The organism is Granulicatella sp. HMSC31F03 (assembly GCF_001807725.1).
In the GTDB taxonomy this organism is placed as follows: domain Bacteria; phylum Bacillota; class Bacilli; order Lactobacillales; family Aerococcaceae; genus Granulicatella; species Granulicatella adiacens.
On sequence record NZ_KV790866.1, the window covers coordinates 1 to 14,358 of the forward strand.

Here is a 14,358-nt window from a genome sequence, read left to right on the forward strand (position 1 = left end):
AATTCTTCATCAACACTATTTGACAAAGAGCCATAAAGATATCTATTTTACTTTTGTGAAAAACTCACGAACTAAAGGTGCAAAGCTATAAGCTAAAGCAGCAAAACCAATTACAAGGAAAAATGATAAGACAGGCACCGTTTGATAGATAAAGAATAAGGTTGAAGCTACTAAAACTGCAGCCATAATAAAAGCCTGAATCGGCAATACAATAATTAATAAGTAACTATTCTTTACTAATCGTTTAATCGGACTGAAATATCTTGTCGTCATTGCAAGACCAATAATTGAAGCTACAATAGTTGCAACTAAAATCAACGCTGATAACACAAATAACATAAACCCGATAATTCTCAATAAATCAACGTTATTATTCGCAAAATTCCAGTAGAATTGAGCCATATATACCATAGCAGCGATTAAAACTAAATACACAATCCATAAGACCATCTTTTTAGTGATATCACGCTTAAATTCATTCCAGAAAGGTTTGATAATAGTTCGATTTTCATCCTCAGAAAGTTTAAGTGTTGTATGAATTAAGGCAGAAATTGCTGGACCAATCGTAACAACAGGTATACATAGAACGATAAATAATAGATTTAATAAAATAAAATCAGCAACTAATGTAGCAAAATGCCAAAACTTGCTGTCTTGATTATATTGCATGAGAGACCATCCTTAATAATTAATTACTTTAATAGTATACGTTGAGGGGCTTTAAAATGCAATGATGTTTCTTTATTCTATTTCAAATAAATAATTAGGTTTACATAATATATATTATACTAAGTTGTTCATCAGAAAGTTAATATATCCTCCATCATCAACAAAATACGCTCAGCATTTTTAAGAAACACTGAGCCCATAACGTTATATAGCTTTTAATGTATCGATATCTATATTCTTATTGATTGATAATAAACATAGAACTTTTTTTGTAACTTTTTTGTTACAACTAATGCTTAATGCATCGGCGTATATATTCAATTGGTCCTTATATTTACGGACAATGCTTTGAATTCCTTCTATAGAATCTACGACAAAATCTGTCTTATAGTCAAATACAATAATCTCATCGTCTAACTCGACATATCCATCGATAATACCGTGAATCATCATCAAATCATTTGTCTGAATCGATTTGAAGAATTTGCTAGCTTCAAGTACATATGAAAATGCTTGCTCACGGACTAATGCATGTGAATTTTGAACAATCCATTGACCAAATGTTGATTGGAAGAATTCGAACGCTTGTGTCACTGGAACTTTTGCAGCAACTTCTGGTGTAATTTCATTGGATTCCACTAAACTTCTAAGTATTTGTTCTAACGAATCTATTGTAATGGTACTTGAAAAGTCAACTTTCTGCATTAATAGGTGAAGAGCGCTACCTCTTTGAGCTCCAGAAACAGTTGTTGAACTAGTTTCCATAAAGCGTGGTTGTTCCAATGTAGGAGAGAGATAAATGGCTCTTCTCCCCTCTTCTATCAAGCTATTTTGCGATAATTCTTCGATGATTGGATCTTCAAGTACACGTTTTAATTCAGACACACTTTGATAGCTTGTTGTCTTGCTTTCAACGTCAAACTGGTAATCTTGTTGAATGGTTTTTAGAATTCTTTGAACTCGACTCTTCAATTCACCCGGAGAATTGGCTTCATTATAATATTCATGCCAATCTTCTTGGAAGACTTCCTTATCACTGATTTCATGGATATAGTGTTTGCTATTAGATACAATATCCGCCTTAGCAACAATTTCAGGAGTAATCTTGTATTGTTCGCGAATCGCACTCAGTAGCATCCAATTAAGGAATGTACTGCTTTTGAATCGTGCTTGATACGGTAAAATTTCACTAGATTCGTTTGTTAAAAAAGCATATTTCTTCTTAAATGACTCGTAGTTTTTAAGCGTACCTACAATAATTAGCTTTTCACGTGCACGGGTCATTGCTACATACAATTTACGCATTTCTTCGGATAACAATTTCTTTTTCTCGAAGTTTCTTGTGGCTACAGCTTGTACAGTTGGATACGTAATACGAGTATTTAAGTCAAAGTAATTTGTACCTACACCAATCTCATCAGAGCACATAATAGATGCTTTTAAGTCTTGCATGTTAAATTTACGATTCGTATCGATTAAGAATACGACTGGGAATTCCAACCCTTTACTTGCGTGAATCGTCATCACTTGAACAGCATTTGAATCCGTTGCAATTGGCGCTTCATCTAGATCTTTTTCTTTCTTTTGAAGAGCTTCAATGAAGCGAATAAAGTTACGAACGCCCTTAAAACTGCTGGATTCATATTGATGGGCATGTTCATATAATGCATGCAAGTTTACAGCTCTTTGCGTACCATTGGACTGTCCATGAACATATTCCAAATAATGAGTATCCATATAAATTTCCCAAATTAACTGAGCAATCGATTCGTTATTAGCGCTGTCTCTCCATTTATTTAATAATGTTAAAAAGCCTTCAAGACGTTCTTTAAGCGCTAATTGTTGCTTAGAATCATAATAGTCTACGTCCTTGAGTTTAAAATCAGAAATAAATTGACAAACAGCTTCATAGTAACTTGTATTTTTGGATGTTGTACGAATATGAGCTAATGCGATTTCGTCTAATCCAACAAGTCCAGAACGCAATACAGCAACTAATGGAATATCTTGTAATGGATTATCAATCACTTTTAGTAAAGAAACCATTGTCGTAATTTCAGTACGTTTAAAGTACGATTGCGCCTTTTGAACGTTCACTGGAATCCCATATGCTGCAAAAATAGATTCGATTTTATCATTATTACTCTTTGTAGATGAAAGGATGGCGAAGTCTCCATAATTTACTGGACGTTTGGCATCCGCGTTATCATTCATCACTTCAAAAGGAGTATGAATCATCTCTTGAATGCGTTGAGCGACATAATGAATCTCATTTTCTACCTTTTCGAACCCTTCAGCATCTTCTAAATCGTCCGTGCTTTCATCTAAATCCACATCTTCAATTAAAATAATTTCACTGGATTTATCATCATCTTGAGAATATGAAAGATTCCCTGTTTTTAATGCAGCGACATCGTCATATTCCACTTGTCCCAACTCTTTATTCATAATTTGTTGGAAAACTTTATTCGTAAAGGAAAGAACTTCATCTCTAGAACGGAAATTCTCTGCTAGGACGATTCTCTCCCCACTCTTTCCTTCGGCATACGCTTCGTATTTTTCGCGGAAAAGAGACGGGTCTGCTAGTCGGAAGCCGTAAATAGATTGTTTCACGTCACCTACCATAAAACGGTTAACAGGCTTACTTACGAGCTCTAAAATCGCTTCTTGGACACGGTTAACGTCTTGATACTCATCTACCATGACTTCTTTAAAGTGATTTTGATAGTATTCTGAAGCAATCTTTAACCCATTTTGATCCAATTTCGTCAAAATTCTCAAAGTATCATGCTCTAAATCTGAGAAATCGAGCTTGTTTAACTGATGCTTTTCATCCTGGAAACGGTCATAGAACATCACTGCAATATCTGATAGCTTCGATAGAATTCGATTCACTTTCGTCAATTGTTGAAGCTGAACTTCTGGCGAAATCACAAAGTAATCCTCTTTGATCTTTTGGAAGTCTTTTTTCAAACCTTCACGAATCGCTTTAATCTCATCTAGGCTTTCTTTAACGGTTTCATCCACTTTAGCTGTAGACCAGTTCTTAAATTTTCTATCTTCGAATGTTTGATACGCAAAAACATAGGATTCTTCTTGGATATGTACCAGAACAGCTTTAACAAAATCTAAATCATCTTCTAAAACTGCTTGATGCTTCGGTGCTCCAAGAAGTTCAATTTCTTTAAGAAGTTGATTATATTGAGCGATGAGATAAGTTAATTCTTCAATGAGTGCCGGTTTCACGTATGTTTTAACAAAAGGTGTTGAAGCATAATCAGTTCCTACAGCATAGTTCTGCGTTAAATTCGATAACCATGTTTTAGGTTCTCTTTTTGAACGAGAATATTGATATAGATGGTAAACAGTATTAGTAATGCCATCGTCAGAGCGATCGTTTGAGAATGTTGCAAATACTTCTTCATATTCTGGTTGTTCAAGAAGCTCTTCTTCCAACGCTCTCCAGACCTTTTCTTGCAATAGTTGCCCTTCAATTTCATCCATCATCGTAAATACGGGGTCAATCCCTGCTAAATAGAAATAACGACGAATCACCTTCATACAGAAACTATGGATTGTTGAAATCATAGCAGACGGAATCAGTTGTAATTGTTTAGAGAAACGTTGCTGAAGAACTTCATCCGTTGATTTTTCAATCGCTTCTTCTAATTTAGAACGAAGACGCTCCTTCATTTCTTTTGCTGCAAGTTCTGTAAAGGTTACAACTAGCAACTCATTAATGTCGATCCCCTCTTGGATATGCATGAGAATCCGTTCTACAAGAACTTTTGTTTTCCCTGAACCAGCTGAGGCAGAAACAAGAAGATTGTTCCCACGAGTAGCTATCGCTTTCCATTGATCAGGGGTTGCTTGTAATCCTTTTGGTTTCTCTGGAATCATTCTTCTGTCTCTCCTTTCTTCTCTTGTAATTCGTCTTGAATAAATGTAATTCCCTCTTCTTTTTCAAATTTAGGAAGAGTACGATATCTATTTTCTGGTTTTGTAGCATCGAACTGTGCAATACTACTAAATTTACCGGATACAGAATCTGCATATTGTTTAAAGTCCTCGTAAGGAGCTAGTGTGATATCCCCAGATAGGATTCCTTTACCTGCTTCTTGAATCTTTTCCCATACGAAATCTTTGAATAACTTCAATTCTTCTGTCGTATAAACACCATTTTTATAAGTTGCACTAATGCCTCCGTCTTTCTTAAGAGCAACATTCAAGACATTCGACTTACTCGTCTCAACTAATTCTGGATTAAGTCTAGCAATCTCATCAGAATTGATTAATCCACGGTGTTTAAACGCTTTTGTCCATTCTTGCATAAACTTATCTTCCGTTGGCACTTCTTTAATGCTGAATTTAGGATTATGCACATGGATATAGCTTGCTTCTAAAGGCGTTGGAATTACGCCTTTTTCACTGCGAATGATTTCTTCTGAAACTTTTAAATACGTTAATAGTTGGATTTGAACTCCTGCAATGAGTTTAGCGATTTCGAATTTTTGTTCAGAAGATTTATAATCAATAATTCCGTTAAAAATTCCATTATCTGCTTGTAGTAAGTCGATACGGTCAATCTTCCCACGTAAATGAATCGACTGATCCTTACCAATTGGAATATAAATTGGGTAGTTTCCAGAAGTCCCGAATACCACTTCAGTCATCCAAGGTTTTGTCTCTAGCGCTAAGGCTTGTTTTTGAAGCGCATTTGTCGTTTGCATTAGAGTTTGGTGTAACAATCCTTGGACAAAGTTTAAACGTCTAGAAGAGGCTAAAATCGCAAATTTCGGATTGTCTTTCATTTGATTGAAGATATCTTTTTCAATAGCCAACTTTTGCTCTAACGTTAAGTCTCTTAGAGATATCCCACGTGCATTTAACTCTTTAATAAACTGATCAAAGAATTCATGGAAGTATTCACCAGTATTGGCTGGTGAAAGCTCAAATTCTTGACGTTCTTTCAGTCTTAATCCGTATTGTAAGAAATGACTAAATGGATCTTTATAGTACGTTTCAATTTGAGATGTTGATAAATTTAATTGATTTCCATAAAGCTCTTGCGCAAGAGAAAGTGGCAATTTACTTGCTACATTCAATCTAAAGACAGACGCTAGTAATGCGTGATAGTTAGCGCTGAATGTGGCGTCAACTTTTAGTAAATGCGGAATTAATTTCCACAAGAAATCAATCTCTTCTTTTTCTTTGAACTTGTTTGCTCTCATCTTCAATAGAAGCGTTGTAAAGAGTTCATATGGAACAACGAAATCACCTTGTTCTAAGCGGTTTTGTCGGTTCAACGACCCATCCATTTCTTCTAGTTCATAGTGTTTTAATAAACGTTGAATGAAATTTGAAACCAGTTGTTCCTTACCATCTTTAGAAATAGCACAAGAGAGATATAGGTGATCTGTTGCGCTCATGAGTAACTGATAGAATACAAACGGCTCAACGGATTGCAGTTGACCTGTTGTTGGCGCAAGGAAGCGTCCACTATCTAGCTGGCTCGAAAAAAGTTCACGTTCGTCGTCGGTTAATAATCCTGTTTCATCGATATTTCGTGGCATTACACCTTGCGAGAGCCCTACTGCAAAAGTGATTTTCTTCGGTGTATAACGAACGGAATCCATCCCAGTAATGGTTAATTCATCTAATGTAGATGGTGCTAAATTATAGTGCGTTTGTTCAAAACCAGTATGAAGTAACATCATAAAAGTTTCCCAATCAAAGGATTTTTCACCAAAAATATAAATATATTCATCTAGCAATCGGATAAATTCGGACCAAACTTGTTCTTGACGTCTAGCTGTTTCTACATCTCCTTCTTCAGCAGCAACATCTCTCCAATAAATAAAGGATTGATCAACGCCTAAAGTTAATAGTAATTGATATAGTACAGAAACAGCTTCTTTCGTTGTAGCTGCTTGTTCTATTTTTTTGAATGCAGGTAATAATACACTTGTTAATTCATCGCGAAGTTGCTCTGCTTTTAGTAGAACTCGTGTATTTTTATCAGTCTGTTCCACTTTCGAATCTTCGTCAATGGAATCTTCCACATACGCCCACGGTTTTCCGTTTGTCCATTGATACCCTTCGTAACCATTTGCAAGAATAACCGTTTCTGTTTCATCTAATTGTTGTCTAAACGCTTGTAATTGGTCCTTAAGTGAAGTTTCATCATCTTTATGCCATAAGACATATTCACTACGAAGAAGACTCATAATATCGGCATAACGCCAATCATATTGCCAAATAGCAAAAAGCGCGTCTAGTACTTGAATGATTGGATGATGTTCCATAGAATCTGATAAATCGATAAATCCAGGAATATCGTATTGCTTTAAAAGCGATTCTAAGAATAAATGATTCTCTTCTAAATTACGTCCTAAAATTTGGATATCTTTGTAGCGAACTTTTCCAGTTTGCACCATTCTTTTAATTTGGGCAAAAGTTTCTTGGTACTCTTCTCTTTCGTCCGTATATTTAGTAAAAGTAATCTTTTGTAATGGAATTTTTTGTTCTGGTGTTCTTTTCACCTTTGGAAGTCCACCATTTGTTTCTAGCCAGAACTGTTCCACCTCTTTAAATTCTTCACCAAAGATAGATTCAGTATTTTCCCATTCGATGATGCGTGCTAAGTCATCTCCTCTATTGATCCATCTTGAGAGTCTCTCCAGGAGAATTCTATTTGAAGTAAACAGTGAATCTCCTATTTCATTCTTGGCAGTATGTACACCATAAGTTGTTAATGTAGCATGAAATTCAACAGTGGCACCACTTCTCACTAAAGCTTCAATTACTTCCATTTCAGCCTTCGATAACGTAACCATTTCATCAATCGCAATAAAGGTATTGGATAAATCTTTAGAAGCAATGACACAACATAACTGGGCATAACTTTCTTCTTGGTGAACAAAATCTTGTTTGAGTGCATTCGTATAGTAACGATAAATAATTCCAAATTCCTTTAATCGTTGCTCATTTTCAGTAGGGTTGGTTGCTTCAAAAAAGCTTGAGAAATCCTCAATTTCAATTCCTCCTGATTGTAATTCATTCATTACTTTGCTTAGTTGTTCAAGAAAACCTTTATGACGAGCTTCGTTTTTAAAGAGTAATAGTTCGTCAGAATGTTCCTCCAAAATAGATTTCAAAAGCATTGTAATTCCTACTTTTGAAATGGAAATCTTTTCTGTAATAGCTTCATTACGAAGGAGATACCATAATAAACGTTTAAAACTATAAACTTGTAGTCTCGTAGAAGCATAACTTCGGTTGGTTGAATTCGATAACAACTCTCCGACATTTCGAATCATTTCCATTTCAGCAGTAAATTTAATATGATCTGGAACGATATAGAACACTTGGTGTGTTTCTTTTTCTTTCAACCAATTTGAAAAACGTTCAGCAATCATCTTTGATTTATTGGTTGATTTTTTTGAAATTACAGCTTTAAATTCCATCATTATCCCTCCACTTAAAGTCTTCTTTAGTATATCATGAAATCAAACAAATACGGCTATTTATTTCAATAAAAAAACACCTTTAGTAGTTTTCTACTAAAAGTGTTTTTCCATATAAAAATAAAATTATCCCACTAATTTTTCTAAAAGATCGGGACGGAATCCAAAGAATGGTTCAACGCCATCAGCAACAATTACAGGTAATGATTGGAACCCTAATTCCTTCACTTCTGCTAAAGCCTCTTCTGACTCGAAAACATCTTTTACAATGAATTCCACATTGTTATTTTCAAAAAATTGTTTTGTAAAATTACATTGCATACAATTTGGTTTAGAATAAAGAATAATATTGCGATTTGACATATTACTTCTCCCCCTTTTATTTTTTCTGACAGAAGTTATCATACATCATTTTGCTTCAAAATACAATATATAGTTCTTATGAAAATACAATATCCATTTTCAACACAATATATAGTTTTTCACAAATTACTTATAAACGCTGATATCATAACCTTTATTCGTTACATATCCCTCTTTTTCCCATATATTTTTCTTTTGTTTTTTTGCTTTCTTTTCAATTTCTTGGAATTGCTTTAATAAACTTGTATTGGGTTCATATGCATAACCAACTCTCGCAAGCCCTTCTTCAATTAGAATATCTTGAAGTAACTTACCATCCACATATACGTACATTAATGCACGGTCATACTTATCTGCATGGTCCCCGACATCGAAACTTCCTTCAATTTTCTTTGCATTCTTCAACAATTCTTCAGTACGTTTCTTCGCCTCATCCGCAAATGGTTGTGCTTCTTTTCCCTCTTTAGCAGTTTCAGGCGCATCTACAATCAATAAGCGAACTTTGAACTCTTTTCCTTCATAACTGAGGTGGAATGTATCTCCATCAGCTCCGTACACATATTTAAAAGGATACTTTTTCATACTTTCAAAGAAATCAAAGTTTTTTCCCGTAAAAGAAGAATTAGACGTATTCTGAGAGGTTTTGGACGAAGAATGAGCATTTGATTTGTTGATAGCTTTTTGCTCTCCAAAAGCTTTATAAAGCGCAAATACGATTAAGATAATAATTGAAATAATAGTACTAATCATTTTCCATTGTTTTTGTGTCATTACCCTTCTCCTTTATAAATAAAAAAGAGGCAAATGCCCCTTTTTATTCAAATTATACTTCTAAAAGTTCTTTCTCTTTAGTTGCAGCTAATTTGTCAATGTTCTTAACACTGTCATCCGTAACTTTTTGGATGTCTTTTTCAAGTGTGTGTAATTCATCTTCAGTAATTTCTTTAGCTTTCTCAGCTTTTTTCGCTTGGTCAATTGCATCACGACGAATATTACGTACGCTAACTTTTGCACTCTCAGCTTCTTTACCTACTTGTTTAGCTAATTCTTTACGACGTTCTTCTGTTAATTGCGGAATAATTAAACGAATTACGGAACCATCACTTGTTGGAGTAATTCCGATATCGCTCATCAAAATTGCACGTTCAATGTCATTTAATGAAGATTTGTCATAAGGAGTAATTAAAAGCATGCGAGCTTCAGGAACTGTAATTGAAGCTAATTGGTTTACGGGAGTTAATGCTCCGTAATATTCCACTTCTAGACGGTCTAAAAGACTTGCATTCGCGCGTCCCGCACGGATTGAACCTAATTCACGTTGAAGCGCATCTTCAGATTTTTTCATACGCTCTTTTGTATGAGCTAAAATTTCGCTAGTTGACATATCCTATTTCCCCCTAACTGTTGTACCAATGTTCTCCCCTAATACAACGCGTCTAATATTTCCTGGTTCATTTAAATTAAACACCACTAATGGAATATTGTTATCCATAGAAAGTGAGCTTGCAGTCGTATCCATTACTTTTAAGCCTTTTTGAATAACATCTAAGTGTGTTAATTCATTGTATTTCTTCGCATTAACGTCTACACGTGGATCAGCACTATAAACACCATCTACATTGTTTTTCGCCATTAAAATTGCATCTGCTTCAATTTCAGCAGCACGTAAAGCAGCGGCTGTATCTGTTGAGAAGTACGGATTCCCAGTACCACCGGCAAAGATCACAACACGTTCTTTTTCTAAGTGACGAACAGCTCTACGACGGATATAAGGTTCAGCAATTTGGCGCATATCGATAGAAGTTTGAACACGCGTTGGAACTCCTACGTTTTCTAAAGCATCTTGAAGTGCTAATGCATTCATAACAGTTGCTAACATTCCCATATAGTCTGCTTGAGCACGCTCCATACCAACTTCTTCACCAGTAATTCCACGCCAGATGTTACCACCGCCAACAACAATTGCGATTTCAACACCAAGATCATGAACCTCTTTTAATTCTTTAACAACTTCTTTAATCGTTGGTGGATTAATCCCGAAGCCTGCTTGGCCAGCTAAAGCCTCACCACTTAATTTTAAAACCACACGTTTATATTTTGGTTCAACCATTGCTTTGTCTCCTTAATCTTTATAAAAAAAGGGAATAGCGGGTAGTGGACTACCATATTCCCTATCTTCAACAATAATTATTTTCTAACTTGTCCCATTACTTCTTCAGCGAAGTTATCAACACGTTTTTCTAAACCTTCACCAACTTCATAACGGTGGAATAATTTAACTTTTCCGCCTTTAGAAGCAACGAATTTAGAAACTGTTTGATCTGGATCTTTAACAAATGGTTGATCGTTTAAGCTGATTTCAGCTAAAAATTTATTTAAACGTCCAGCGATCATTTTTTCTACGATGTTAGCTGGTTTGCCTTCGTTTAATGCTTGTTCAGTAAGAACTTTCTTTTCATGTTCTAATTCTTCTTCAGAAACTTGTGAACGGTCAATATATTTAGGGTTGATTGCAGCGATGTGCATTGAAACATCTTTAGCTGCTGATTCATCAGTAGAACCTTCAACAACTGTTAACACACCAATACGTCCGCCCATGTGTAAGTATGCACCGAAAGCATCTGCATCAGATTTTTCAACGATTTCAAAACGACGTAAAGTGATTTTTTCACCGATAACTGTAGTAGCTTCAGCAATCACATCAGAAATTTTTCCGTTTGGAGTTTCAACTTCAAGAGCTTCCTCTAATGTAGCAGGGTTTGCTTTTAAGATTGCTTCAGAAACTTCTTTAACTAATGCTTGGAATTTATCGTTTTTAGCAACGAAGTCAGTTTCAGCATTCACTTCTAAGATAACTGCGCGGTTTCCTTCTACTAATACATTAGTAATCCCTTCAGCAGCGATACGGTCTGCTTTTTTAGCAGCTTTTGCCAATCCTGCTTCACGTAAGAAATCAACTGCTTTGTCGATATCTCCTTCAACTTGAACTAATGCTTTTTTAGCATCCATCATACCTACGCCAGTCATATCGCGTAATTGTTTTACTAATTGAGCTGTAACTTGAGCCATTCTCAATTCCTCCTATAAATTTCTTTAAAATTTTTATGAACTTTTTAAAAAAAGCTGTTTGAATTGAAAAGTCTATTTCGCCTCTTTCTGATTCAAACAGCTTAACAGTTAGTGATTATTCAGCGTTGTCGCCTTCAACTAATTTTTCGATATCTTCTAATGAAGTATCTTTATCTAAGTCTTCAACGTCTACTGCTACGTCTTCACCTTGGTTACCTTCGATGAATGCATCAGCCATTTTAGCAACGATTAATTTAACCGCGCGGATAGCATCATCATTTGATGGAATAACAACATCAATTTCATCTGGATCACAGTTTGTGTCAACCATAGCAACGATTGGAATGTTTAATTTGTGAGCTTCTTGAACAGCAATGCGTTCTTTACGAGGGTCAACGATAAACATTACATCAGGAATGCGTGGCATATCTTTAATACCACCTAAGTATTTTTCAAGTTTGTCTAATTCTTTTAATAGAATACCAACTTCTTTTTTAGGTAATACTTCGAAAGTGCCGTCTTCTTGCATTTCTTTGATTTTTTTCAAACGTTTGATACGTGTTTGGATTGTATCCCAGTTAGTTAAAGTACCACCTAACCAACGATGGTTAACGTAGTATTGACCTGAACGGATTGCTTCGTCTTTAACAGCATCTTGTGCTTGTTTTTTAGTACCAACGAATAATGCAATACCACCGTTTTCAGCAACTTCATGCATGTAGTTGTATGCATCGTCCACTAATTTAACAGTTTTTTGTAGGTCGATGATATAGATACCATTTCTTTCTGTGAAGATGTATCTCTTCATCTTAGGGTTCCAGCGACGTGTTTGGTGACCGAAATGTACACCAGCTTCTAACAATTGTTTCATTGAAATAACTGCCATTTTTGTTTTCCTCCAATTTGGTTTATATTTTCCTCCCCAATTTTCAGCGATAAGACCTCTTCTAAAAGAAGCACCAATCTTAACATCCAATTAGGTGTGAATTTTTTTGGTTTTTACACCATCAATGATTGTACATGAAAGTTATTTAAAATGCAAGAAAATTCTATTGTTTTCCTTCTGCGAAAACGTAAATCATTAAACACAAAAGATTAAATACTAATAAGAGTACAAACGTTAATACTGCTCCGCTTTTTCCAGTAACAATAGATTCAAATGGTATAATTACCGTAAAAGGATATTTTAATTCGTTAAATGTAAAATATAAGAATAGAACAAACGCCATAGTTCCTGGAATTCGGACCTTTGCATTGTCTTTTGCAACTACAAAGTTAATAATATAGAGTTCACGCAATACAGCAAATAGAATTACAAAAAACAAAATGATAAAAACAATAAAATAAACTGTAAATAATGCTTTTGTAATTCCATGACCAATAACAACTTCAAGCATAAATAGGACGAAATAAAGAATAGTTGGAAGTAATAAGTTAATATACTCAATCTTTTTATTATTCATAAAAACCTCCTCTTCTATTTCAATTCATCTTCTTCAAAATAACCTAACCCATTTTCCACAACAAAAGTACTAATCACATCTCTGGTTTTTCCATTCACCTCAGCACTACCCTTGAATTGATAGACTCCATCCCAGAAGGTGCCTCTTGGTAATGCTTCTAGTACTTCTTTAAAGTATTCTAGGTTAGATAACCCTGCTTTCTGCGCTTTAGAAGTTAATTCAGAATAGAAAATGAGATCAATATTTGCGTAAATTTGATCGTTCTTCATCGCTTGCTTTACATCAATATTGTAAAACCCAGCAGCGTCTTGATTCCCTTTTTCGACATTTCGAAGAGATTCGGAAATTAAAAATGCCGTAAATTCATACCCGTCTGTTGGATGAAAATCAACTCTAGATTCTTTTACCAGCTCCACTTTAAAAGCTGTATTAATGGTATCAGCAATTGTATAAGGCACTTTTAATTTATTTAATTTCGCTTTATAAAGAGTGAGTAAGAAGTTAAACTCCTTATATTTCACTTTATCAAGACGTTCGCGCTCTTTATCAGTTGTTAATAGTTCCTTGATTTTTTGAACATTCTCATTTGAAATCGCTAGTTCATATTGATCTCCAGCCTCTTCAGAAATTGTATAATTTTTTGAATAAGAATATCCGTCCGAAAACTGTTCAGTATATTCCAAACTCACTTCATATCCTGGAAATTCAAATGCATGCTTTTTATTTTTTACTTTCACAGTTCCGTTCAGTCCGAAGTCTTTAAACTCTTGAGGATAGTTTTTCCCAGAATTGAAAAGTGATGGTGCTGAAATCGATGAAAATGCAGTTGATACTAACAAAATATTCGTAATAATAATTAAAAACAATCCAAATACAAAATGGTATTTTGCATCATTATTGTCCTCTCTATGGAGCCATAGCTTTTGATAAACCGCAATGATAAAAATCAATGTAAGAATTAAACTTAAAGCGAATGTTTCAGAAAAATGATTCATAAAATCAATGAACTTTAGCTTCCCTTTCATTAAATCCGCGCTCTGAATAAAGTAGCTTACAATTACAAGAACCAACTGAATAAAACTTGAATTCCTGATATTTCTATCCTCTTTAAATCCAACCATTAATCTTATCGGATCAATGAGTAAAAAGAGATTTCCAAAAGCAATCAGTGCCCACGATACAATAACAAAAAGCCATGCAAAAGAAGGAAACTCTCCAGATGGATACAAATAGAAAAGAACATTATAGATTAAATATCCAATGATCACTAAACTCAGCCGAAAAAAACTAACTGTATTTCGTTTCATCAAAGCTCCTCCTTACTTATC

Annotated in this window: 11 protein-coding genes; all 11 read right to left on the reverse strand. The window is 34.7% G+C overall.

Annotated elements, in window-relative coordinates:
• Positions 1 to 42: 42 nt before the first annotated feature.
• On the reverse strand, positions 43 to 669 hold the full coding sequence (locus HMPREF3106_RS06490) for a DUF624 domain-containing protein (RefSeq protein WP_070445183.1): 627 nt from the start codon (positions 667 to 669) through the stop codon (positions 43 to 45).
• A gap of 204 nt (positions 670 to 873) precedes the next feature.
• Positions 874 to 4,569 carry a helicase-exonuclease AddAB subunit AddA gene (gene addA, locus HMPREF3106_RS06495; protein WP_070445187.1) on the reverse strand — a complete coding sequence of 1,232 codons (3,696 nt, stop codon included), beginning with the start codon at positions 4,567 to 4,569 and terminating at the stop codon, positions 874 to 876.
• Positions 4,566 to 8,135, reverse strand: coding sequence for a PD-(D/E)XK nuclease family protein (locus tag HMPREF3106_RS06500; RefSeq protein ID WP_070445190.1), 3,570 nt, complete (start codon positions 8,133 to 8,135; stop codon positions 4,566 to 4,568). The genes addA and HMPREF3106_RS06500 overlap by 4 nt, the downstream gene beginning before the upstream one ends.
• A 126-nt stretch (positions 8,136 to 8,261) precedes the next feature.
• A complete protein-coding gene (nrdH, locus tag HMPREF3106_RS06505) occupies positions 8,262 to 8,498 on the reverse strand; it encodes a glutaredoxin-like protein NrdH (protein ID WP_070445193.1) in 237 nt (78 codons plus the stop codon).
• Between the two features lie 126 nt (positions 8,499 to 8,624).
• Positions 8,625 to 9,269, reverse strand: a complete 645-nt coding sequence (locus tag HMPREF3106_RS06510; protein ID WP_049555425.1) for a thermonuclease family protein — start codon at positions 9,267 to 9,269, stop codon at positions 8,625 to 8,627.
• 52 nt (positions 9,270 to 9,321) lie between these two features.
• The gene (gene frr, locus HMPREF3106_RS06515; RefSeq protein ID WP_049555424.1) at positions 9,322 to 9,882 is read right to left on the reverse strand and encodes a ribosome recycling factor; all 561 of its coding nucleotides are present in this window, start codon (positions 9,880 to 9,882) and stop codon (positions 9,322 to 9,324) included.
• 3 nt (positions 9,883 to 9,885) lie between these two features.
• Positions 9,886 to 10,608: a UMP kinase gene (gene pyrH, locus HMPREF3106_RS06520; RefSeq protein ID WP_070445197.1), complete on the reverse strand. Its 723-nt coding sequence runs from the start codon at positions 10,606 to 10,608 to the stop codon at positions 9,886 to 9,888.
• Positions 10,609 to 10,685: 77 nt separating this feature from the next.
• Positions 10,686 to 11,567, reverse strand: coding sequence for a translation elongation factor Ts (tsf, locus tag HMPREF3106_RS06525; RefSeq protein WP_070445202.1), 882 nt, complete (start codon positions 11,565 to 11,567; stop codon positions 10,686 to 10,688).
• Positions 11,568 to 11,682: 115 nt separating this feature from the next.
• Entirely contained in the window at positions 11,683 to 12,453 is a 771-nt protein-coding gene (gene rpsB / locus HMPREF3106_RS06530; RefSeq protein WP_039848780.1) for a 30S ribosomal protein S2, read from the reverse strand.
• A gap of 163 nt (positions 12,454 to 12,616) precedes the next feature.
• Complete coding sequence (locus tag HMPREF3106_RS06535) at positions 12,617 to 13,030, reverse strand: hypothetical protein (protein ID WP_070445203.1); 414 nt, start codon at positions 13,028 to 13,030, stop codon at positions 12,617 to 12,619.
• Between the two features lie 14 nt (positions 13,031 to 13,044).
• Positions 13,045 to 14,337: a hypothetical protein gene (locus tag HMPREF3106_RS06540; protein ID WP_070445206.1), complete on the reverse strand. Its 1,293-nt coding sequence runs from the start codon at positions 14,335 to 14,337 to the stop codon at positions 13,045 to 13,047.
• Positions 14,338 to 14,358: the final 21 nt, after the last annotated feature.

Bases quoted from the DNA above. Each gene is read 5' to 3' on its own strand.
- HMPREF3106_RS06500 (WP_070445190.1), bottom strand. From the start codon at position 8,135: ATGGAATTTAAAGCTGTAATTTCAAAAAAATCAACCAATAAATCAAAG.
- HMPREF3106_RS06490 (WP_070445183.1), bottom strand. From the start codon at position 669: ATGCAATATAATCAAGACAGCAAGTTTTGGCATTTTGCTACATTAGTT.
- addA (WP_070445187.1), bottom strand. From the start codon at position 4,569: ATGATTCCAGAGAAACCAAAAGGATTACAAGCAACCCCTGATCAATGG.
- HMPREF3106_RS06540 (WP_070445206.1), bottom strand. From the start codon at position 14,337: ATGAAACGAAATACAGTTAGTTTTTTTCGGCTGAGTTTAGTGATCATT.
- rpsB (WP_039848780.1), bottom strand. From the start codon at position 12,453: ATGGCAGTTATTTCAATGAAACAATTGTTAGAAGCTGGTGTACATTTC.
- tsf (WP_070445202.1), bottom strand. From the start codon at position 11,567: ATGGCTCAAGTTACAGCTCAATTAGTAAAACAATTACGCGATATGACT.
- HMPREF3106_RS06535 (WP_070445203.1), bottom strand. From the start codon at position 13,030: ATGAATAATAAAAAGATTGAGTATATTAACTTATTACTTCCAACTATT.
- pyrH (WP_070445197.1), bottom strand. From the start codon at position 10,608: ATGGTTGAACCAAAATATAAACGTGTGGTTTTAAAATTAAGTGGTGAG.
- frr (WP_049555424.1), bottom strand. From the start codon at position 9,882: ATGTCAACTAGCGAAATTTTAGCTCATACAAAAGAGCGTATGAAAAAA.
- HMPREF3106_RS06510 (WP_049555425.1), bottom strand. From the start codon at position 9,269: ATGACACAAAAACAATGGAAAATGATTAGTACTATTATTTCAATTATT.
- nrdH (WP_070445193.1), bottom strand. From the start codon at position 8,498: ATGTCAAATCGCAATATTATTCTTTATTCTAAACCAAATTGTATGCAA.